25 protein-coding genes and 1 other annotated feature are annotated in these 22,659 nt (G+C 49.0%); of the genes, 2 read left to right on the forward strand and 23 right to left on the reverse strand.

The window, feature by feature from the left end:
• Positions 1-2: 2 nt before the first annotated feature.
• The 4 genes from ruvA to A0126_RS10345 form a co-directional block, all read right to left on the reverse strand.
• Positions 3-596, reverse strand: a complete 594-nt coding sequence (gene ruvA, locus A0126_RS10330) for a Holliday junction branch migration protein RuvA (protein ID WP_029331039.1) — start codon at positions 594-596, stop codon at positions 3-5.
• A 127-nt stretch (positions 597-723) separates the two neighbouring features.
• The gene (gene nadA / locus A0126_RS10335; RefSeq protein WP_088837525.1) at positions 724-1,821 is read right to left on the reverse strand and encodes a quinolinate synthase NadA; all 1,098 of its coding nucleotides are present in this window, start codon (positions 1,819-1,821) and stop codon (positions 724-726) included.
• On the reverse strand, positions 1,811-2,653 hold the full coding sequence (gene nadC / locus A0126_RS10340; RefSeq protein ID WP_088837526.1) for a carboxylating nicotinate-nucleotide diphosphorylase: 843 nt from the start codon (positions 2,651-2,653) through the stop codon (positions 1,811-1,813). Before nadC ends, nadA begins: the two co-directional genes overlap by 11 nt.
• The gene (locus A0126_RS10345; protein ID WP_088837527.1) at positions 2,622-4,052 is read right to left on the reverse strand and encodes an L-aspartate oxidase; all 1,431 of its coding nucleotides are present in this window, start codon (positions 4,050-4,052) and stop codon (positions 2,622-2,624) included. Before A0126_RS10345 ends, nadC begins: the two co-directional genes overlap by 32 nt.
• Positions 4,053-4,149: 97 nt before the next feature.
• Here A0126_RS10345 and A0126_RS10350 point away from each other — a divergent pair, with 97 nt between their 5' ends.
• Both A0126_RS10350 and A0126_RS10355 read left to right on the forward strand, forming a co-directional pair.
• Positions 4,150-5,235, forward strand: a complete 1,086-nt coding sequence (locus tag A0126_RS10350) for a cysteine desulfurase family protein (RefSeq protein ID WP_088837528.1) — start codon at positions 4,150-4,152, stop codon at positions 5,233-5,235.
• A gap of 27 nt (positions 5,236-5,262) precedes the next feature.
• Positions 5,263-5,805 carry a transcription repressor NadR gene (locus tag A0126_RS10355; RefSeq protein ID WP_088837529.1) on the forward strand — a complete coding sequence of 181 codons (543 nt, stop codon included), beginning with the start codon at positions 5,263-5,265 and terminating at the stop codon, positions 5,803-5,805.
• A gap of 511 nt (positions 5,806-6,316) precedes the next feature.
• Here A0126_RS10355 and A0126_RS10360 read toward each other — a convergent pair.
• The 19 genes from A0126_RS10360 to A0126_RS10450 all read right to left on the reverse strand — a co-directional run bounded on the left by A0126_RS10360 (position 6,317) and on the right by A0126_RS10450 (position 22,657).
• Positions 6,317-7,594, reverse strand: coding sequence for a hemolysin family protein (locus A0126_RS10360; RefSeq protein ID WP_088837530.1), 1,278 nt, complete (start codon positions 7,592-7,594; stop codon positions 6,317-6,319).
• Between the two features lie 45 nt (positions 7,595-7,639).
• A complete protein-coding gene (gene obgE / locus A0126_RS10365; protein WP_029331046.1) occupies positions 7,640-8,935 on the reverse strand; it encodes a GTPase ObgE in 1,296 nt (431 codons plus the stop codon).
• A gap of 15 nt (positions 8,936-8,950) precedes the next feature.
• Complete coding sequence (locus tag A0126_RS10370; protein ID WP_029331047.1) at positions 8,951-9,436, reverse strand: Spo0B domain-containing protein; 486 nt, start codon at positions 9,434-9,436, stop codon at positions 8,951-8,953.
• Positions 9,437-9,504: 68 nt separating this feature from the next.
• Positions 9,505-9,783: a 50S ribosomal protein L27 gene (gene rpmA / locus A0126_RS10375; protein WP_012370976.1), complete on the reverse strand. Its 279-nt coding sequence runs from the start codon at positions 9,781-9,783 to the stop codon at positions 9,505-9,507.
• Positions 9,784-9,797: 14 nt separating this feature from the next.
• Entirely contained in the window at positions 9,798-10,136 is a 339-nt protein-coding gene (locus A0126_RS10380; protein ID WP_029331048.1) for a ribosomal-processing cysteine protease Prp, read from the reverse strand.
• 3 nt (positions 10,137-10,139) lie between these two features.
• The gene (gene rplU, locus A0126_RS10385; protein ID WP_012370978.1) at positions 10,140-10,448 is read right to left on the reverse strand and encodes a 50S ribosomal protein L21; all 309 of its coding nucleotides are present in this window, start codon (positions 10,446-10,448) and stop codon (positions 10,140-10,142) included.
• Between the two features lie 15 nt (positions 10,449-10,463).
• Positions 10,464-10,533 (reverse strand) — a sequence feature (ribosomal protein L21 leader region).
• Between the two features lie 66 nt (positions 10,534-10,599).
• Positions 10,600-11,946, reverse strand: a complete 1,347-nt coding sequence (locus A0126_RS10390; protein WP_088837531.1) for a ribonuclease E/G — start codon at positions 11,944-11,946, stop codon at positions 10,600-10,602.
• Between the two features lie 63 nt (positions 11,947-12,009).
• Positions 12,010-12,858, reverse strand: a complete 849-nt coding sequence (gene minD, locus A0126_RS10395) for a septum site-determining protein MinD (protein WP_051667297.1) — start codon at positions 12,856-12,858, stop codon at positions 12,010-12,012.
• Positions 12,859-12,863: 5 nt separating this feature from the next.
• Complete coding sequence (locus A0126_RS10400) at positions 12,864-13,538, reverse strand: septum site-determining protein MinC (RefSeq protein WP_088837532.1); 675 nt, start codon at positions 13,536-13,538, stop codon at positions 12,864-12,866.
• 3 nt (positions 13,539-13,541) lie between these two features.
• On the reverse strand, positions 13,542-14,045 hold the full coding sequence (gene mreD, locus A0126_RS10405) for a rod shape-determining protein MreD (protein ID WP_088837533.1): 504 nt from the start codon (positions 14,043-14,045) through the stop codon (positions 13,542-13,544).
• Entirely contained in the window at positions 14,038-14,922 is an 885-nt protein-coding gene (gene mreC, locus A0126_RS10410; RefSeq protein WP_088837534.1) for a rod shape-determining protein MreC, read from the reverse strand. Before mreC ends, mreD begins: the two co-directional genes overlap by 8 nt.
• A 14-nt stretch (positions 14,923-14,936) precedes the next feature.
• Positions 14,937-15,971 carry a rod shape-determining protein gene (locus tag A0126_RS10415; RefSeq protein WP_029331054.1) on the reverse strand — a complete coding sequence of 345 codons (1,035 nt, stop codon included), beginning with the start codon at positions 15,969-15,971 and terminating at the stop codon, positions 14,937-14,939.
• Between the two features lie 162 nt (positions 15,972-16,133).
• Positions 16,134-16,766, reverse strand: a complete 633-nt coding sequence (radC, locus tag A0126_RS10420; protein ID WP_204251439.1) for a RadC family protein — start codon at positions 16,764-16,766, stop codon at positions 16,134-16,136.
• 47 nt (positions 16,767-16,813) lie between these two features.
• Positions 16,814-17,392 carry a Maf family protein gene (locus A0126_RS10425; RefSeq protein WP_088837536.1) on the reverse strand — a complete coding sequence of 193 codons (579 nt, stop codon included), beginning with the start codon at positions 17,390-17,392 and terminating at the stop codon, positions 16,814-16,816.
• 107 nt (positions 17,393-17,499) lie between these two features.
• Positions 17,500-18,222 carry a hypothetical protein gene (locus tag A0126_RS10430; protein WP_088837537.1) on the reverse strand — a complete coding sequence of 241 codons (723 nt, stop codon included), beginning with the start codon at positions 18,220-18,222 and terminating at the stop codon, positions 17,500-17,502.
• Positions 18,219-19,940, reverse strand: a complete 1,722-nt coding sequence (locus tag A0126_RS10435) for a type IV pilus biogenesis protein PilM (RefSeq protein ID WP_088837538.1) — start codon at positions 19,938-19,940, stop codon at positions 18,219-18,221. Before A0126_RS10435 ends, A0126_RS10430 begins: the two co-directional genes overlap by 4 nt.
• 18 nt (positions 19,941-19,958) lie before the next feature.
• Positions 19,959-20,714 carry a prepilin peptidase gene (locus A0126_RS10440; RefSeq protein ID WP_088837539.1) on the reverse strand — a complete coding sequence of 252 codons (756 nt, stop codon included), beginning with the start codon at positions 20,712-20,714 and terminating at the stop codon, positions 19,959-19,961.
• 61 nt (positions 20,715-20,775) lie between these two features.
• Positions 20,776-21,303: a type II secretion system protein gene (locus A0126_RS10445; protein WP_088837540.1), complete on the reverse strand. Its 528-nt coding sequence runs from the start codon at positions 21,301-21,303 to the stop codon at positions 20,776-20,778.
• 136 nt (positions 21,304-21,439) lie between these two features.
• Positions 21,440-22,657, reverse strand: coding sequence for a type II secretion system F family protein (locus A0126_RS10450; protein WP_088837541.1), 1,218 nt, complete (start codon positions 22,655-22,657; stop codon positions 21,440-21,442).
• Positions 22,658-22,659: the final 2 nt, after the last annotated feature.

A 22,659-nucleotide genomic window follows, 5' to 3' on the forward strand; every position in this document is an offset into this window, starting at 1 on the left:
CCTCACCTCACATTCAATAACAACTGAAGGGCCCGCTTGACATATTGATCCGTCGAGAGCACTTCGGCTTGAAGCGCCTTTTTGACTTTTTCGACTTCACGGTCACTGTACCCGAGAGCCGTCAAGGCTTCACATGCTTCGTTCAACTCGGCATTACTTTGAGCGAACAGCCCTTCGCTCGGTACATAATCCGGAGCGAGCTCGGCTAATTTCCCTTTTAAATCAAGTGTCATCTGTTTCGCCGTCTTTTTACCAACGCCCGGGAACTTGATGAGGTAACTTTCTTTTTCCTGTTCAATCGCTTCGACAAGCGCGTCAACATTTCCTGACGCGACGATTGCGAGTGCCCCTTTTGGACCAATTCCTGTCACACCAAGCAATTTCGTGAACAATGCACGTTCGCGTCGTGAACGGAATCCGAACAATACTTCTTGATCTTCTCTCACATAATGATACGTATATACGATAACCTGTTCGTCTCCGGTCCGATAAAAAAACGGGTTCGGTGCTACGATTTTGTAGCCAATCCCCCCGACTTCGATCGTCACGAATTCCGCACAGACATAAGCGACCTCGCCGCGTACGAATTCTATCAATTTAGAACGCTCCCATCCAATTACAAACTCTCGTGCTATTGTAGCATATAAGTCCGATTTGCTTCAAAATGTTCTTCCGACAAAAAACGCCTCACCGATGAGTTTAATCGGCAAGGCGCTGTCTGATTTATGATCGGTCGAGCATCCGCTCCAGTGCCAAGACGGCATATTCTGTCGTCTCGGCATCGACGCTGATGATGTTGACAGGCGTGCCACGCTCGACTTGTTCGAGTGACCAGGCAAGATGTGGTAAATCAATCCGGTTCATCGTCAAGCAGGGACACATGAATGGATTGAGGGATACAATATCTTGCTCCGGAAAATCCTTCGCCAACCGGTTGACGAGATTCATCTCTGTTCCGATCGCCCATTTCGTGCCGGCTGCCGCCTGCTTCACCTGATTGATGATATAGGCTGTCGAACCGTTTAAATCTGCTGCTTCGACGACCTCAAACGAGCATTCTGGATGGACGAGAATCCGGCGTGCCGGATCCGTCAGCCGGAACTGTTCAATTTGACCGACCGTGAACTTTTCGTGGACCGAACAATGTCCTTTCCACAAAATGACGCGGATGTCCGAATCCTCCCCGTCAAACACCAACTCATCGTTAATCGGATCCCAGACCGCCATCTGTTCGAGCGGAATCCCGAGCGCATGCGCCGTGTTTCGTCCTAAATGTTGATCCGGCAGGAAAAACAGGATATTTCGTTCCGCAAGCGCCCATTCGACCATCTTGACAGCATTCGATGAAGTCACCGTCGCTCCCCCATGGCGTCCGACGAACGCTTTGATTTCTGCTGTCGAGTTGACGTAGGTCAAAGGTAAAATCGAGTCACCGAGCCGATTGACGAGATAGGCATAGGCGCGTTCCGTTTGATAGCCGTTCGCCATGTCCGCCATCGAACAGCCGGCACGCATGTCGGGCAAGACGACCGTATGTTCAGGCTGTGTTAACATATCAGCGGTTTCTGCCATGAAATGGACACCACAAAAAACGGTATACTCGGCCTCCGTCATCTGTTTCGCGATTTGCGCCAGTTGAAGCGAGTCCCCTGTCGCGTCAGCAAACTGGACGACTTCATCCTTTTGATAATGGTGCGCCGGCAAAAACAACCGACTGCCCATCCGGTGTTTGACCCCTTCAATGATTGCTATTAATTCTGCCTCTGTTTTTTCTAAGTACTGTCCGGGAATCCCTTGATTCGCCAATAAATCAAAGCTCATCTTTTTTTCCTCCTTGAATTTTCATACTGATATCGAGTGCCGGCGCTGAATGTGTCAACGCCCCGACTGAGATGACATTTGCTCCGCTATCCGCGTAGTCTGGCAACGTATCAACTGTAATACCGCCGGAAATTTCCACCGTGATATGCGATGGGATCAGTTGCCGGAGCTGTTTGATTTCTGCAGGTGTTCGGTTGTCGAGCATGATGATGTCGACACCGGCTTTGACCGCTTCGTCGACTTCCGATTCTGTCTCGACTTCGACTTCGATCGGCGTCGTATGCCCGACGGCACGTTTTGCCCGTTTGACTGCCTCCGTGATCGACCCTGCTGCCGTGATGTGATTATCTTTAATCATCACGGCGTCATCTAGGCGCCCCCGGTGATTGAAGCCACCACCGACGCGAACAGCATGTTTTTCAAGCATCCGTAGACCTGGTGTCGTCTTGCGTGTATCCGCGATGCGAATTCGTCCATCTGCCCGGTCAACAGCACTGCGTGTCAATGTCGTAATACCTGACGTCCGTTGAATCAAATTAAGCGCTACCCGTTCTCCGCTCAGAATTGAACGCAAGTCGCCCGTCCATTCCGCAAGCACTTGTCCCCGCTTGATTGCTTGCCCATCTTCAACCTGTTGAATGAATGTCACCTCTAGCAATCGTGCAAGCTCACGCAACACGGCGACGCCGCAAAAGATGCCATCCTCTTTCGCAAGGAATCGTCCCGTCCCTTGCTCGTGTCCAGTCAGACAAAGTTCACTCGTGATGTCTTGATGTCCGATATCCTCGATTAAAAATCCTTCAAGTTGTTGCTGCAGGTGCCATCTGTTCATTCGTTTGTCGCTCCTCTTTTAATCGACGTAATGCTCCTTCGAGGAGGAGACGTCCCGTCATGATGTGTAATCGATTTTGTTCCGCCTGCCGCCCCGTTTGCTGAAGCGACTCGCTCATTAATTGCTCAAGGGTGGCTTGAAGACGGTCTTCTTTAAGTTCCACCGTTAAGACTTCACTCAACTTCTCCTGTAAAACATCATCCTCACATCCAAAGACCGGTCGGAATGCAGGGAGTGGCCTCCGAGGTGCGAGCTGTAACTGCCGTGCCACGGCTTTTCCCATCACAAAACATTCAAGCAACGAGTTCGAAGCAAGACGATTCGTGCCGTGTAATCCGATTGATGCCGTCTCTCCGACTGCGTACAAACCAGCGACTGATGTTCGCCCTGCAAGATCCGTTTTAATCCCACCCATCAAAAAGTGGACGCCGGTCGTCACCTCGACAAGCTCCGGATTTATGTTCAATTCTTCACATTTTCGAGCGAATGTCGGGAAGCGTTCCGCTAATTGCACGACCGGTGTCGTGTTGAGGTAAACCGATTCCTGTTTTCGGACTGCCGTGATCATAGCCGCCACTTCGTCCCGTGCCGCTAAGTCCCCTTCCGGATGATTGTCCATCACACGGTGACCATCGCGCGTCATTAAGTATGCTCCCGCACCTCTCAACGCCTCTGTGATTAAGCCAACGGATTTTCCATGGTGGACTAAAATCGTTGGATGGTGTTGGACGTACCCTAAATCAGACAAGTTTGCCCCGACGGCAGCAGCAAGTGCTAATCCGTCTCCGGTGATCGTAGTATCATTCGTCGAAGTCGACAAAAGGCCGCCGATTCCTCCTGTCGCCAGGACGACGGCACGTGCTGAAATTTCAATCCGCTCTTCGCCGCGATATCCTGCTGCTCCGACGACACGTCCGCCAGACGTTAACAATTGTGTGATGACGGTCTGCTCAAGGACTGGATGCGTGATTTTTTCAGATAGTGTTTCCATCATCCGGCACCCAGTCTGGTCACCCCCGCTATGGAATATCCGCGGAAGACCGTGCGCTCCCTCACGCCCAACCGCGTACTCACCATTCTCTTGACGGTCGAAGATGACACCCAGTGCTTCGAGTTCAGAAATCACTGTCCTTCCTTCGCGTGTTACGAACTCCACGGCTTCAGGGTTCACCCATCCTTTTGCAGCGCGGACTGTATCTGCGCGATGTGCCTCGTGATCATCCTCGAGCGCCGAAGAAGCAATCCCCCCTTGTGCCCGCATCGAGTTCGTCTCACTTCTAGTTCCTTTCGTGACGAGTAATGCGCGCAGATTGTCCGGTAAGTGGAGTGCGACCGTGATTGCTGCAAGCCCTGTCCCGACAATCAAGACATCGGTCACGAAATGTTTATGTAAAGACATTTGTTTTACACCTCTGTTTTTTTAGTTTACTATTGTCTTGACAATAAGTTTGGCATATTTTTAGTCGAGTGACAAGACGAAAGGATCCGGTTCATTTATGATTTATTTAGATTACGCGGCAACGACTCCGATGTACCCTGGTGCAATTGAACAGTATCGATTGGCGGCTGAACAAGCTTACGGCAACAGTTCTTCACTTCATGACATAGGAAATCGAGCAGCACAAATTCTCGAACGTGCACGTACACAGCTCTTAGCTCTACTCGGTCAAACTGATGGAAATATCGTTTTTACCGGTAGTGGCTCGGAAGCGAATTACATTGCGATACAGCACCTCCTTCGTCAAAGTCAAAAGACAACTGTCTTGACACTTGCTTGCGAACACGATTCCGTTCTCCTGCCACTGGAGCGGCTCGCCTCAAATACGATTCTCTTACCACTGCTTCCAAATGGTTCATTTGACTGGACGTACTTCAAGACCGCCTGCACGGATGAAGTCGGTGTTGTCTCGATTCAACACGTCAACTCGGACACAGGCTTCATTTTTCCAGTTGAAGAAATCGCTCAATTTTGTCAGGCGAGAGGCATCTTATTTCACTGTGACGGTGTGCAAGGATTTCTCAAACACCCCCTCTCAATCGACTCGTTTGATGCCTATACATGCAGCAGTCATAAAGTCTACGGACCAAAAGGACTTGGTGCCGTCTATTTACGCCGTCCGCTCTTTAGCCCTTACTACGCTGCCCACCACGAGCTTGGAATTCGCCCCGGAACGGTCGACATCCCGGGAATCGTCGCTTTCCTGACTGCTTGTGAGCACTATCAATCTGAAAATCCTCGCTTCCAAGCCGCAAGTCAGAAATTTCGTGGTATGCTACAAAAAAGACTTCCTCATGCGAGTTATCACATCGTCGAATCTCCACATCAACTGGCATCGATTTGTGCCATTCATACGAAACGGATGGATGGACAATTCGTTTTACTTGCCCTGAACCGGGCTGGAATCGCTGTTTCAGCCGGAAGCGCTTGCCGGGCAGGCGAAAATGGACCGAATTCTACGCTTCGTGCCATCCAGTATGATGAAACGGCAGCACACGGCCTGATTCGTCTTAGTTTTGGACTTCATACGACAAAAGAGGAAGTCGAGCGGTGTATCGATTTCTTATGTACACTTGATATATGATTTTTTTGAAGAAGGGCAGGAGTGGCAATGGGAAGAAGACAATCTGGAGAAGAACGGCGAAACTTACTCCTACAGATTATCGAGGATAGTGATCATCCGATCACCGGTACGGCACTTGCGAAACAGGCGGGTGTAAGCCGACAAGTCATCGTTCAGGATTTATCGTTATTAAAAGCCAAAGGTCATCCAGTCGTAGCTACGGCTCGCGGGTATTTACTCAACGAACTAGAAAATGATTCTTCACGAAAACGGCGAAAAATCGTCTGCCGTCATGGATACGATCAACTTAAAGAAGAATGTGACGCCATCGTCGACGAAGGCGTCACCGTTCTTGACGTCATCGTCGAACATCCGGTCTACGGTTTCATCACGGGCGAGTTGATGCTGAAAAGTCGGCGTGATGTCCGCGTTTTAATAGAACGCCTTGAAGAAACACAGGCGACCCCATTATCGAGTCTGACGGATGGTGTCCACATCCATACGTTAGAAGCTGACAGTGATGAGGCGCTTGAAGCAGCAATTGAAAAGTTAGATCATCTCGGCATCCTAGTTTCTGAGTTGGACGTCTAACCAAAATGCATGCATCTGACCGTCATGAACGAAAAAGTATGTACAGAAAACGCCGATGACTCCGCATAAAAGCGGGAACATCGGCGTTTCTTACGCACAGGGCGAAACTGTTTTTCATTACGTTTGATTTTTAAGCGATGATTGCATATGCCTCTTCGACTTTTAGACTGTAGACAAACTCTTATGAAACGTAAAAATGTGATATCGAGAAGCAACAGTTCGCGCTTCCCTGTCTCGCCTCGGCAATCTTCCGCGCCGCTACAGCAAAGCTGCAGGGTCGCGGAACGCACTGCAGAGGCAGGCAAGACCCTGCTCGTTGGCCGTGAGGACCAAGGAGCAACGGCTTGCGCCTCGCCCGAGGAAAGCAACGAAAAAAGACACTTTTATTTTCAGATATCACTTTGTCTACACGCTGAAAGAAGGGATTGCACATCCATGATAGATGGCAATCCCTTCTTTATTATCATCGGCTTTTAATCAACGTGTTGTATTCAGACCTCTTCCAAATCGATCAAGATCGTTCTTCGACCGTTTCAGCAACTTCAGACGCGAATGTTGCTAATATTTTTCGGACACGGCGGTTTTCAACATGAAGTACCGTGAACGTGACACGCTCATATGTCATCGTTGTGCCAACTTCAGGAATTTGACCGACACGTTCCATAATCCAGCCGCCCAGCGACTGGGCTTCTGTTTCCGGCATCGTCAACTCGAATTGGTCACAAAAATCTTCAATATCATACTCTGCGAGACATTCGAAACGGTTTACACCAATCTGTTTCGTATATTCAAGTGATTCATCATGCTCATCCCAAATTTCACCGACTAATTCTTCTAAAATATCTTCAAGCGTGATTAATCCGGCCGTTCCACCAAACTCGTCAAGTACGACAGCCATATGTGACTGTTTCACTTTCAGTTCAGGTAACAAATCCATCAAATGGGTTTGCGGAACGACGAAGGATACCGGTCGAATCCACTCACGGATGTCGACGGTTCCATTTTTGACGAACTCGCGTAAGAAATCACGTTCGGATAGAACACCGATGATATGGTCAATCGAGTCCTTATAAACCGGCAGACGGGAAAAACCGCCTTTTTGTACCTCACGTAAAATTTCTTCGAAGCTGTCATCGATATCAATCGCTTGAATATCTGTTCGTGGTGTCAACGCTTCTTCGACAGTAATGTTCTTAAAATCGACGGCACGGTGGACAAGCTCAGCCCCTGCTTCATCCATGACGCCTTCTTCTTCGCTAATGTCGACGAGTGCACGAAGTTCTTGTTCCGTTACGAGCGGTCCTTTCGGATCAGCACCAATCAGGACGAGTGCAACGTGGCGCAACTTTAAGAATAAGAAGACTCCCGGTTTGAAGAGACTCAGGCACATGCGCAGTGGACGACTAATCCAGAGGACGTACTTTTCAGCATGTTCCCGTGCGTAAGATTTCGGAATCAATTCACCGAATAACAAAATCAGTAAGAACGTTCCGAAAATGATGCCGACGCGTGGTAACGGCTCCGGTGACATCGTCATCGCAAGCCATCCCCCAATCATCGCAACACCGAGGTTCGAAATCGTATTGCCAATCAAAATTGCGGTCAGCGTTTCTTCATAGCGTTGGAACAAGCGCAGTGCTTGTGAGGCACGACGGTCGCCTTCTTCTGATTGATGCAAAATCCGTAAGCGGTTTGCGCTAGATAAAGCAGTTTCAGAAGAAGAGAAGAACGCTGAGATGACCAATAACACGAGCAGCCAGATAAACGGAATCGCGGGAAGTGGGTCCACGATGATTTCACACTCCATTTCCTAAATGAATGATTTACGTGATCTTTAGAACGAAGACTCGATGAATTCGAATTCGAAGTCACGGATCCGAACGACGTCCCCATCAATCGCACCTAACTTACGGAGCTCATCATCGACGCCCATTTGACGTAATGTCCGAGCGAATCGTTTAATCGACTCTTCCCGCATGAAGTTCGTCATCGTGAAGAGTTTCTCGATCCGTGGTCCTTGGATGACGAAGCAATCATCTTCATCTTTCGAAATCGTAAAGCCAGCTTCTGGTGCTTCGTAACCATAGACAACACGTGGTGTCGCTGCTTTTTCTTCAAGCTCTTCAAGACCAAATTCTGGTGTCGCATCGACGAGATCGGCGATCCGGAACAAGAGGTCACGCAATCCTTGACGCGTCGCTGCAGAAATTGCAAAGACTTCGAGGTCCGGGAAAGCTTCTTTGAACGCTTCGAGGTTCGCTTCTGCATCCGGCATATCCATCTTGTTTGCGACGACGACTTGCGGACGATCCGTCAGACGTAAGTTATAGTCTGCCAGTTCTTTGTTGATGATGTTGTAATCCTCAACCGGGTCGCGCCCTTCCATTCCACTCATATCGATGACGTGGACGATGACTTTCGTCCGCTCGACGTGACGGAGGAATTGGTGACCGAGTCCGACACCTTCACTTGCTCCTTCGATGAGTCCCGGTAAGTCGGCCATGATGAAGCTACGGCTGTCTTCCGTTTCAACGACACCGATGTTCGGTGTGATTGTCGTGAAGTGATATGCTCCAATTTTCGGACGTGCTGCTGAGACGATTGATAACATCGTTGATTTCCCGACACTCGGGAATCCGACAAGTCCAACATCAGCGAGCATCTTGAGTTCAAGTTTCAAGTACTTCTCTTCGCCCGGCTCCCCGTTTTCCGCATGTTCCGGAGCTGGGTTCGCAGGTGTCGCGAAACGCGAGTTTCCGCGTCCACCACGTCCACCTTTAGCGACGACAGCTTGTTGCCCGTGATGAACGAGATCGGCAATGACTGCATCCGTATCATCATCGTAGACGACCGTGCCTGGTGGTACTTTAACGACGAGGTGCTCCGACTTACGTCCGTGCATCCCCTTCGACATTCCATTTTCACCTTGAACGGCTTTAAAATGGCGTTTGTAACGGAAGTCCATTAACGTACGAAGTCCTTCATCCACTTCAAGAACGACGTGAGCACCGTGCCCACCATCTCCTCCGGCTGGACCACCGTCTGGAACATATTTTTCACGACGGAACGCAACTTGCCCGCGTCCACCATCTCCTGCTTTTACATAAATATTTACCTGATCGACGAACATGTCAGATCCCTCCTATTACTTCTCTTCCCCTACAGGAAGACTTTCAATTTCGATCACACACTCATTGGCTGTCTGTGACTCGATTTCCATCGGCGTCACTAGATTCTTAAGGCGCGACATATCTAGTAGATCCCGATAGACCTCGATGGTCACGCCCTCATGGAAGGTCACGGATACTTCTCCATCTCCCACTTCAATCATATCAATCGCAGCCTCGATGATTTTCGCTAGCCGTACGTCATCAATCTGCTTCGGTTTCTCGATCACATCATATTCGACAGTCAAGCCTGTCCAATCCGCTCGTTGAAGTGTGAGCGCTGTTTTCGGTAGTTCAATCAACGTCAGGCGTCCTTCTCGTGACGCTTGCTCGCGATAGACTGAACAAATCGATTCAACCGCCGCCTCGTCACCCATCGCGCTATACGAACGAACGAGTTGTAATCGATTCAACCATTCGTGACGAAGTGTCTTTAAAAGATCAAGTACCTGCTCATCCTTCATCGGTCGTTCCCTCCTAAAAAAACAGACCCTAACCCCCGAAAGTGGCTAGAGTCTGCTTCATCGATCACTTATGCTGGGTAAACGCTGACTTGTTTTTTGTCGCGTCCAAGACGTTCGAAACGAACGACACCAGTTGCAGTTGCGAAAAGTGTATCATCGCCACCACGTCCGACGTTCATACCTGGGTGAATCTTCGTACCGCGTTGGCGGTAGAGGATTGAACCAGCAGAAACAGTTTGACCGTCTGCACGTTTCGCCCCAAGGCGTTTCGATTGCGAGTCACGACCGTTCTTTGTCGAACCTACCCCTTTTTTCGATGCGAAGAACTGAAGATTAAGTTTCAACATGTGGAATCCACCTCCTATATTTGTTCAAGTTGGATATACTCACCGTAACTTTCAGCGATGGTTCCGAGTTGGACCAATGTCGCTTCCAGTAACAATTGGGTGCGTTCACTGACATCCGGTGCTAAGTCAGCGTACGGCTCTACATAAAAGTAGCCACCTTCTTGTTGTTCTGCCATTTCAAGGAGCAGGACCTGCCCGAGTAGTGACTCGATTGCATTGTATGCTCCGAAAATCACGCTTGAAGTGCCGGCACAGACTAAATCTAGACCAGGCTCAGCAAACTCGGCATGTCCTGTCACTTCGATGGAGCGGATCAAATCCGCTTCATCTCGTCGAATCTTAACACGTATCATGGCTTACGCTTCGATTTTCTCGATGCGGACCTTCGTGTAAGGTTGACGGTGACCTTGCTTACGACGGTAGTTCTTTTTAGCTTTCATTTTGAAGACTGTGATCTTTTTCGCGCGAGCGTGTTTGATGACCGTTGCTACGACCTTCGCACCTTCTACGAGTGGAGCGCCGACTTTAACATCGTCACCACCAAGGATCAAGACTTCGCCGAATTCTACTGTGCTGTCGACGTCTGCGTTTAATTTCTCAACGTAGATCTCTTGGCCAGCTTCGACTTTAACTTGTTTACCACCAGTTTTAATAATTGCGTACATTACGTGCACCTCCTCTTAGGAACTCAGACTCGCCATCACGGGCAGCGGATGCTTTAAAACCCGGTCTGTGCGGTTGTAGTCATTTGGTGCTTCCAAACGAACTAACGTTATTCAGAATACCAAATGAAGTTGACTATTGTCAATAACGTTCTTATTGTTTTTGCTGACGACCGATAAATTCTTCACATTCCTGCTTCGTTCCCGTAAATAAGATACCGGTTTCGCCTTCGACAATCAACAGCTCGACCGGTGCATCTTGTAGCAACAACGGACTTAATCCGCCAGTCGGCACGCGGACGACTGCTGCTTCCGCATAGGTCGCAATTTCAATCAACTTCGGTTCGAGTTGCCGGTGAATCGCAATCCGCGACGGCTTCCCTTGTACGATGGAACGCTCGAGTAACGATTTTCCATGCCGTTGCCGCGTCAATTCGCAAAGGCCCATCTTCGTAAAGCCGTAGACTTCGATTTGCTTCGTTTCTTGGGCGGCGCGTTCCTTTAGCAATTGCGTCACACGCGTCTGCCCTTTACTTGAGCCCCGCAGGAAATCGACGGCAATCATGCCACTGATGTTGCGCAGGCGTAATTGGCGCATGATTTCACCGGCTGCCGCTTCATTGATTTGGTCAAACGTCCGCTTTTGCTCTTTGACGGAAATCATCTTTCCACTATTGACGTCAATCACTGTCATCGTCTCGACTTCTTCAATCAATAAATAGGCGCCGCCATCGAGCCAAACGACTTTTTCGAGCGCTTTCTCGATGACGCGGTCGACATGCTCCATCTCCGGGAGCCGTCCTTTTGATACAGGACGATCGACGCGTAATCCGAGTTGCTCCAATCGTTCTTTTTCCATTCGATTCGATACACAGGCTTCTTCGACGAACGGGAGCCGTTTCGCTTCCTGGACAATCAATGATTCATCCTGTTCTAAGTTATCCTGCTTTAGCATTTGTTCATGACGGGCACGTAACTGGAACAGTTCTTTCTCAAGTACACCGGCTTCTGCTTGCGATGCTTCCGTCCGGTATAAGATGCCTTCCATTTCACTTGTCTGAATCAGCTCCGCTAATTGTTGCTGCGTGACGAGATCGAGTTTCCGGCTGAAGCGGACACGCCGACCATACGGGAAATAGACGAGATAGCGTCCGCCATAGGTGATGTTTTGCGTCACTTTATGCTGTTTCGGTGCCGTGCCTTCCTTGACGACCTGAACGAGAACGGTCTGACCGACTTGGACAGCCTGACCGATTGTCGGGACATCTGGGTAACGGCGTAACGTTTCTAATGTTTCGTTGATCGGTAAGTAAAGCGGTGTTCCATCGGTCGCAATCAAAAAAGCAGCCTCAAGCGTCGGATGCAGCCGATCGACTTTCGCGTAGAGCAGCGTACCGACACGAATGTCATCTCGCATCCGTTCATGGTACTCGACGACCCGTCCGCCTTCAACTAACGCAACACGCTCAAGCGACGGGGTTTGTTCACTAATCCATTTCATACGAATTCCTCCAAAAAAAATAGACCAGAAGCAACATAGCTCTTCTCGTCTATTTTCCCTAACTTATTTCATACCAAGCATTTTTTTCAATTTCACGAAGAACCCTTTTTGCGGTTGTTCGTTTAAGTCGAGTAATGGAACTGACTCTCCTAGAATCCGCCGCGTGATGTTCCGGTAACCGAGTCCGGCCCGATTATCCGGGTTCATCGTCACCGGGACGCCACGGTGCGAGGCCGCGATGACTTCTTCGTCGTCGACGATCAAGCCGAGCAGGTCGATCGACAAGATACGCATGATTTCATCGATGTCGAGCATGTCCCCTGATGCCATCATATGTGAACGGACACGGTTGATGACGAGACGCGGGACGATTTCACGCTCCGACCGTTCGAGCATGCCGATGATTCGGTCTGCATCCTGAACCGCGGCTTTTTCCGGTGTCGTGACGATGACGGCTTCATCCGCCCCGGCAATCGCGTTCATGAATCCTTGCTCGATTCCAGCAGGGCAATCGATTAAAACAAACTCATATTCAAGTTTCAACGTGTCAATGATCGCTTTCACCTGTTCCGGCGTGACGGACGATTTGTCCTTAGACTGGGCAGCAGGCAACAGATACATCTCTTCAAAACGTTTATCACGCACGAGTGCTTGGTGCAACTTACATTGCCCCGTCACGACGTCGACGATGTTATAGATACTCCGATTATCGAGACCAAGTACGATATCGAGATTACGTAATCCAATATCCGTATCGACGAGACAAACAGAATGGCCCATCAATGCGAGCGCAGTTCCGATGTTCGCAGTCGTCGTCGTTTTCCCGACGCCACCTTTACCAGACGTGACGACAATCGCCCGCCCGACGTTCGTTTTGGCATCTCTATGTACCTGTTCTTTCACTTGTTCCATGTCTGTCACCCTCTTTCACTATCGATCGCAAACTGATCCATCCGCGCAAGCGGAACGGTTTGGAGTCGAGAAAATTCAATTCCCGCTTCCCCTATAAACGCACAACCCATTTCTAAGGCCGGTACCGGTGCATCATCCGGTTCATCATGGACAAGGTCGGAAATCGAAATCCACTTCGGTTGTAGCATACTTGCAGCGACGACTGCTTCATCATTACCACCTTTACCGGCGTGAACCGTTCCTCTTAATGCTCCGAGACAATAGATACTGCCAGTCGCATGTACGACAGCACCAGGGTTGATGTCACCGATGACGACGATGGACCCTTCAATATCAAGGACATGACCGCTCCTAGCAGTTCCACCAAAATAGTGGAAGGTCCGTTCCCCGTATAATGCTTTTGCTTCATCTTTCGTCAGGCACTCACTGTCATACCCGTTAAATGAAAAGGAATCATGTCGTCCGACAATCGATTCGACCGCTGTCACGACACCTTCGTCGACGTAACGTCGCCCAAAGAAGAACGTAATCGGTACGGCGCGTCCGTTCTCGACGGATTTATCGGCAAGCGTCAATTCTAAGTCGTCAAGAAATTCATCCACACTGCACCGTTCGTTTACATAAACGGCAAGGCCACCACGATGACCTTTCATCGTTACATAACGCTTACGTTCAATCATGACTCATCCTCTTTTCTCGTCAAGTGTGGATTGCACGAGTCGGGTCATCGGATAATACAGAATGATAATCCCGATCAGCTGTGCAATGAGACTCTTCGGAATGATTTGTGTCGCCAGTTCTTTAAACGGAACATCGACACCTAAGACCGAAGCCGTAAAGAAATAAATATCAAATTCGAATAATAAGGCACTGAACGTAAAGGTGACGATAATCGTCAATACGTTCTCCTTTACATATTTTAGCACGAAGCTACTAAAAAGCGGAATGGCAGATAACGCAAATAAGTAAATACCGATGATATCGGAATAGACGAAGTCATATAACAGACCGAATACTAAGCCGAAACCAAGTGCCTGTTCGATTTTGCCGTAGCGTCCGAGAAACATCAAGGCAATCAAAGTCAGGTGGACCGCATACGGTGACCCGTCACCGAGCGGACCTGCAAAAATCGTTCCTTCCAAGATAAAAAGAAGGAACACGGCGAAAAACAACTTGACGTTATTCACTAGTGTCCCCTCCCTTATCGGTCTCAGCGAAAGGTTCCTCCGCCTCTCGTTCAATCACGAAGACGTGACCAAACTGTTCGAAGTCTGCTGCCGGTTTGACGTATGCGATTTTCGAAGCACCGTATTTATCCGACTTCACTTCCTCGATTTTGCCGATGACAACACCGCTTGGATACTTTCCTCCGAGACCGGATGTCGCGACAATCTGCCCTTTTTTTAACTTCGCGTCATTCGGAATTTTCGTGAATTTCAACAAGTTTGTTTCCTCATCGAACCCTTCAATCGTTCCGAAGACCCCTTTTCCTTTTGTATCGTCCGCAACAGCTGAGACATTGTTCGTACGACTCGTGTCAGATAACAACTGAACGAGCGAAGTGTAGGCACTCGTCTGAATGACGCGTCCAATCAATCCATCTGCCGTCACGACGGCCATATTGGACTTGACCCCTTTTTGTTCGCCGATGTTCACGGTCACGAAACGTTGCCACTCGGACGGTGTGCGACCAATCATTTCAGCTGGAAGTAACGTATAGTCGCGAATCGAGCCACCCAGGTCGAGCATATCTTTTAACTCTTTATTCTCACGTTCTAAATCACGAACTTTGACGGAATTTTCCGCATAGTCATTTAAACGTGATTTTAAATACTCATTTTCCTTATACACGTCACGCACTTCTGTAATCGAAGTGACCGTATCATCAATCCAGCCAATCGGTGTCGCGAAAAGACGTTGACCGACCCCGACGGTATCACGGACAAAACTTTGATACCAGTGGGATTGGTTACGCCCTTGCAACGAAATACCGATCAATATCACCAAAAGGAGAAAACTAAGGAGTGTGATGAGCAGTTTTCGATTATTTAAAAATCGCTTCATCGCTCATCCCGTCCTTATCTTTTTTGTGAGATGCCTGATTTCGAACGAAGGACATTCATCATCTCAAGTGATTTTCCTGTACCGATTGCGACACAATCGAGTGCGTTTTCAGCAACAAGCGTCAAGATGCGTGTTTCGTCTTCGATGACAGAATCAAGGTTTTTAAGGAGCGCACCGCCGCCTGTCAAGACGATTCCGCGGTCCATGACATCAGCCGAAAGTTCCGGCGGTGTCTGTTCAAGCGTGTGCTTGACACCTGCTAAAATCGCATCGACCGTATCGGATAACGCGTCGCAAATTTCTGCACTCGTTACTTCGATTTGTTTCGGAAGACCTGTGACGAGGTCGCGACCACGAATTTCCATCGTTTCGTTTTCTGACTCTTCGTCGATTCGTGCATAACCGATCGTCATCTTGAGTGTCTCGGCTGTCCGTTCACCAATCATCAAGTTATATTTCGATTTGATGTAACGAATGATTGACTCATCCATTTCATCTCCACCGACACGAATTGATTGACTTGTTACGATGCCGCCAAGCGAGATGACTGCGACTTCCGTCGTTCCGCCACCGATATCGACGACCATCGATCCTGTTGGTTCAGATACCGGGAGTCCAGCTCCGATTGCCGCTGCGAATGGTTCTTCAATCGTATAGGCTTCACGCGCCCCGGCAAGTTTTGCTGCATCTTCAACGGCACGTTTTTCGACTGATGTGATGCCGCTTGGCACACAAATCATGACGTTCGTCTTCGAAGAGAACAATCCTTTTTTCTTCGACGCTTGATCCATGAAGTACTTGATCATCGTCGCAGTTGTTTCATAATCAGCGATTACGCCATCTTTCATCGGCCGTCGTGCCGTCACGTTGCCCGGTGTCCGTCCAATCATGTTTTTCGCTGCGTTCCCGACTGCTTCAATCTTACCTGTATCGGTACGGAAAGCGACAACAGAAGGTTCGCGTACAACGATTCCTTGCCCCTTTACATAAACGAGCGTGTTTGCCGTACCTAAGTCAATGCCGATTTCACGGCTAAATGATCCAAACATTATTCAAAAAACCCCTCTCTGAAAATACAACTCCACTAATTATAACGGAAAAGCACTCTTAGAAAAGCGCTAAAACGTTACAGCTTGTTTACAGTTCACCTATTTTTCAAAACATAAAAACGCCTGAGGTCAGGAAGTCCACTTCCCCCTCAGACGTTATTCTTACATAAATCCGCGTTGTTTCATACTAATAAATTGTCCGTGACCGATGACGAGGTGATCGATACAACTGATTCCAATCAATCTGCCCGCCTCGACCATCCGTTCCGACACCTCGATATCTTCCCGGCTTGGCGTCGGATCGCCAGACGGATGATTATGGACAGCGATGAAGCTGGCCGCCGAACAGCGGATGGCTTCCCGAAATATGTCGCGCGGGTGAACAATCGACGTATTGAGACCGCCGATAAAGAGCGTCTTTTTGGAAATGACTTCGTTTTTCGTGTTCAAATACAGACAGATGAAATGTTCCTGTTGATACAGGCGCATCTCTTCTAACAACAGCTCCGCTGCATCCTCCGGTGAACGAACGACCGGTCGGACCCACTTCGGTTCTGTGACGAGCCGGCGGCCGAGCTCGAGTCCCGCCATGATTTGGAGCGCCTTCGCCTTGCCGACGCCGGGTGACTTCTCCAGTCCTCCGACTCCCGCTGCCTCAAGCTCAATCAACGAGGGATGACGATCAAGTAATTCTTCCGCGATTTCAAGCGGCGATTGATTTCTCGTTCCACTTCGGACGAGACATGCTAGCAATTCGACTGTCGTCGCACGGGTCAGCCCTTTTAGTTGAATCATATCCTTCGGCAATTCAATCACTGCATCCGACCTCTCTTTAATAGGCGTTACGCAAATTCCGGCTTGATTCCGAATGCTTCGAGTCGTTTCGCAATCGGATGAATCGGTAATCCGACGACATTATAATAATCGCCTGAAATCGCTTCGACGAATAATCCTCCGACCGCCTGGATGCCGTATCCACCGGCTTTATCATACGGCTCATCCGTCTCCGTGTAGCGCATAATCCAGTCCTGCGACAATTTGGCAAAACGGACTTCTGTCGTCACGGTAAATGTTTCGACATGATCATTCATCACAATCGTCACGCCCGTCAAGACATGGTGGGTCCGACCAGATAATTGAAGCAACATCTGCTTTGCGGCTAAGCGATTGAGCGGTTTTTCCAAAATCAAACCGTCAATCGACACGACGGTATCTGCCGCCAGAATGATTTCATCCGCCTTAGCTACAGCACGTGCTTTTTTGTCGGATAAGTAGGCGACGTATTCGGCAGGCGCCATCGGATAGGGCGCTTCTTCGACGACGTCAGCAGGACGAACCTCATGCTGTATCCCGATTTGGTCCAAAAGCTGTGTCCGGCGCGGAGACGCCGAAGCAAGAATCAAGGGTGGTTGCGTTACCATTAGTATCACGCTCTTTCTGATAGATTTCGAACTAGCTTAATTCACTCAACGGGTAGTATAACGAAAAACAAGTGCCTCTCCCGTGAAGGGAAGCACTTGTTTCCAAACTAATTTCCTGTGACATCAACAAAGGGATCTGATTTCGGGGTCGTCTCCTTGAGTGGTGTCTTCTTATCTGGAACGAGTTGTGTTAGATCAGGTCGGTAATACGTCTCGATTTCAATCGTAAACGCCATCATCTCATCGTCAAGAAGAATCGTCTCACTTCCGGCACCCGGTTCATCCGGCCCCGTCAATTGAATCTGACGCAAGATCGTAATCCGATCCGTCCGTTCGATTTGTTTAAGGAATGCCATCAGTTCGAGATAGGATGGTGCTTCGACGGATAACGATGCCGGAAGCGGTGTCGCGGCCGTTGTCGCGACGGGTGCTTCTGCTCCATCCGCATCGCTGTCAGACTCTGTCGCCATCGCTCCGTCGACGACCGGTGTCGACTCGACAACCGGAGCAGGTGCAACATCCGTTTGGCTGAACGTAATCGACTGGACTTTGACTCCTGCGATTTGACTCGAGGCATTGATGGCGTCGATGACGTCATCATTCGCCGGGAGGACAGGCACTTTTTTCTGTAAGAAGCTTGATTCGGCGACATCGACTTTTTGCTCATTCGCTTTTGCGATTTCGAGGGCCATCTGTTCCCGGTCAAGCGTCGCTTCCGTTTCATTCAATTCTTCGTACGTCGTATAGGTCGTATAACCGAAATAGGCGACTCCTCCAATTACGAGCAGGAGCGTCAATCCGAGGAGAAGGTAACTACTATAGCGCTTCAATTATCCTCCACCTCCTCAATCTCGGTCGAGACGACTTCGCCTGTTCCGTCTTCCGGTGTCACTTCACCGTCTGGCGTTGCCGACTCCGTCTCGCCATCTTCTTTTGGTACATCCGGATTCGCTTCATTCGTTTCACCTTTGACGACCTCCGCCGGTAAGACTGACAACGTGAATTGACCGATGTAACGCGGTTCTTCCGTTTTTTCATCAGCCGATGGTGTAATCGTCGTCGTCGGAATTTCTTCCCCTGTTGCCGGGTCGATCGTCGTCGACGTGACGACATCTGCCTCTTCGTTCATCGTCTTCGTTGTGATACCTGTCAATGAAACTCCTGTAAAGACGTCATCCGTCAAGAGTTGACGATAAAAACCATTCAACTCTTCCAGTGTTTCGAATTGTGCATTCATCGTCACGAGATGATCGGCACCATAGGCGAACTGTAAGATGTAGCCGCGTTCCGGTAAGTAGCGGGTAATCCGTTCAAGCGTCGGGACTGCCGGGCGCGGCGTCTCCTCTAATCCGTCGACGGTCTGCTTCAATTGGGCAATTTCTTGTTTTGCTGATTGTGCCGATTCCGCTTGAAGGGCACGAACGATTTGCACTTGATTGTTTGCCGTCTCGATTCGGTCCGCGAACTGGTCCGTTTGCCAGAACAAGTAGCCGCCAATCATTCCGCCAAATAACAACAGGACGAGCGACGCGACGAGCGGAAACTTCGGCATGACGTCGTTCTCTGGTAACAGATTGATTCGAGTTTTTTGTGGAATCGCGAGTCCGATCAGCGGTAAATACGCACGCGGAATCGGTTGTGGCGCGACTTCGAGCTGCTCCGAAAGCTGTTCGAGTCGGAGATCAAAATTCGCTTCGAACCGTTTGACGAGCTCCTCCTGGAACGGGAAGTCTCCCGCTAGAATGACACGGCTGATTTCCCGTTGGTCGCGTGCGAGCGAAAACCGATAGAAATCGAGCACACGTGAAAATTCGAGCAGCATTTCGTCAAGCGTCATCTCGACTTGTGCGTCATCTAAGCGATACCGGTAATGGAGACGATCCTCCATCACTTCAACTTCCCAGACGTTCGAACTGAACGTATCGACGGAACGGATTAAGCGCGGCACTTTGTCTTCGATGATGATCAGTTGATGATTCGTCGCATTGACGTTCCAAATCAAGACGCTGCTACTGTCTTCGACTTCATAGAGCGACTCGATTCCGAAAAACGTAGCGAGCGGTTGCGGTTCAGCTGCGACAAGCCGCAGGTGCTTTTGCTTAAACAATTGCATGTATTGTTGAATCGCTTCGTTCGGTGCCGCATACAGCATGATTTCCCGTTTGCCGTCTTCTTCGAGCAGAGTGTAATCGAAGTACGGTTCTTCAAACGGCAGGACGATACTGTGACCAAGCTCCATGAACAAGTACCCGCGGATTTGATTCGTCTCGACCGACTCCGGGATTTCAAGTTTTCGGGCAAGGACGAGTGAACCATCGAGGGCAAGAACAGCTTGCGAACCTCGCGGAACCTTTAATTTCGTCAACAGGCTGTCAAAAATCAAATCAAGTGACGCTTCCGGTTGCAACCATCCACCTTGGAGTGTCCCGGCAGGCAGGGACGCAACAGCGCGTCGTTTGATGACACCGTTCTTGACGACGGCGCCGAAGACGGCGACATCCGTGAAGTTGAAATAAATATATGTACCTCTACGCCTAGCTTGCGCCATATGTAGGTTCGTCCTTTCTCATAGGAACAGATCGAGGTATAACGTCACCCAATCGTCCGCGAAATAATAAGTGAGTAATGTCCCGATCGCAATCGACGGGACGAAGGGAATCGGTTGCTTGCGTTCGACGCGCTTCAATCCGAGCAATGTCAGCCCAATGACGGAACCGACAAGTGCCGAGACGAATAAGGCAATCACGACGTCGAGTGGTCCGAGAAAAATACCGAGTAAACCAAACAGTTTGACGTCCCCTGCGCCCATCCCTTGACGTGATGCGAGAAAAATTGCAAACAATAAACTAAAACCGACGATTCCGCCAATAATTGGATTATACCAGTTCTCGTATGGAGAAAGGTAGCGAACTATCAGACTAATCGGTAAAAAGAAGAGTAATATTTTATTCGGGACGAGCATGTAAGCAAGATCCGACATGACGAGGATGAATAACAGGCTCGTCAGGACAAGTGTCAACACGAATTGCATCGACCATCCGAATTGATAGAACGCATAGGCGTAAAGTACGCCACCAAGCAGTTCCAGCGCCGGATACTTCGCGGAGATCGGCAGTTGGCAGACACGGCATTTTCCGCGTAAAGCGAGATAGCCGATGACCGGTGTCAGTTCGAGCGCACCGAGGACGTGACCACAATTCGGGCAATGCGAGCGCGGTCGCACAATCGATTCCCCCACCGGAATCCGCAGTCCGACGACATTTGTAAACGACGTGATCAACATGCCAATAATGAAAAAATAGACTGTAAAAACGATTGTCATGTTAGGCTCCTTTCTTAAAAAACTTCAGAAAAAAACCCCCGAGGTGGGGGTGGAATTTAAATTATTTCTTTTCTTCTATACCAGTTCGTTTGAGTGCTGATGGAGCTGCTCCTGTGAAGTAAGTATAATCTTCAGACTCACTTTTTAAAGTAACTTTATAAGTATAAGTACCTTTGTCCTCAGTGACAGTGACGAATGAATCTTCATACGCCTTATCAGAATTTAAGGCATCCTTCATATCATCGATATATTTTTTCAAAGAATCTACTCTCGGCGTAGCTGTCGTACCTTTTGTGACGTCATTTGCTACGATTGCTTTTTTATTTTCATTAACACCAACTTTCACAGTTTCTCCAGGTTGAACTGGATTTGAAGATGTATACAACTTCGCTGCCGCTACTAATTGTTTCGCATCGGATACGACTGCATCCTTACGTGAGTTTTCAATCAATCCGCCAATCGCTACTACCGCGATTGCGGCAATAATTCCGAGGATAACGACAACGACGAGTAACTCGATCAACGTCAAGCCCCGCTCATCGCGCATTTGTTTTGCATCTAACCAAATTTCTTTTAACCGTTCTAACATTTTAGTATTCCTCCCTAGTGCTTTTTTCTGAGTTCGATGTATAGGTAATACTATCCATATGAATACTATTATAGTAGCACCATAATTTTAGTTAATTATGTCTTTTTTAGACAACAGGTAAATGATTTCGCAGTTGTTATTCGCCCTGGATATCCGAATAGATTTTGAACATCGGGACGACGACGGCGATGACGATGACACCAACGATTGCGGCGAGGACGACAATCAACAGCGGCTCGATGATTGACTTCAAGCGATCCGTCGTTGTTTCAACTTCCGTCTCATAAAAGTCTGCGACCTCTGTCAGCATGGAGTCCAGGCGCCCGGACTCCTCCCCGATGGCAATCATCTGTGTCACGAGAGGTGGGAAATATTTGTTTTTTTCTAATGGTTCGTGCATCGGAATCCCGCGCGACATCGCTTCATTCGCACCGGCGATTCCTTTACGGATGATTCGGTTCGTGACGATTCGCTCCGTAATGTCGAGCGAAGCAAGAATCGGGACCGATGCATTCAGTAATACAGCGAGTCCCCGCGTCATCAAAGCAATCTGTGACTTTTGAATCAATGGTCCGAAGACCGGCAACATTAACAGTAAGCTGTCGAAGATGACCCGTTGCCGCTCATTTTTTAAATTAAAATACAGCAGACCGAGCAATCCGAAGGCGACAAGCAACAAGACCCACCAGTAAGCGACAAAAAAGTCCGATACGGCAACAACAAGTTTCGTAATTAATGGAAGTTCGCTTCCGAGTTGATCGAAAATCGACGCGAACGTCGGGACGACGTTCAACATCAGGAAGACGACGACACCAATCGCGACGATTGAAACGACGGCCGGATAAATCAATGCCGAAATGACTTTCCGTTTAATCTCGTACTGTTTTTGAAGCTGGGTGACGATGTTATCGAGGGCTTCTTCTAAATTCCCGCTCGCCTCACCCGCCATCGCCATACTGACGAAGAATGTATCAAAGACGCGCGGATGTTTCTCAATCGCTTGCGAAAATTGAATCCCGCTCCGTAAATCATCTTCGACTTCGACGAGTGCCCGCTCGAGCGGCTTCGATTCTGTCTGTTTCCGTAAAATTTCGGTCGCTTTAACGATTGAGACACCGGACCGGACGAGCGTCGCAAATTGACGTGCGTACATGACTAAATGTTCGATTTTCGGTTTTGCCGTTAAGAATGTGATCTCGGTATTTAAGCCTTTTGATTCTTGTTTCTCAAGTGACGTGACGGCGATTTGTTCTGTCCGGAGACGTTCTGCCGCCTCCCGTTTCGTTAATGCTGTAATCTTACCTTTTTTCCGTTTACCGGCCATCGTCCGACCTTCATACATGAATACTGCCATCT

Source organism: Exiguobacterium sp. N4-1P (assembly GCF_002214325.1).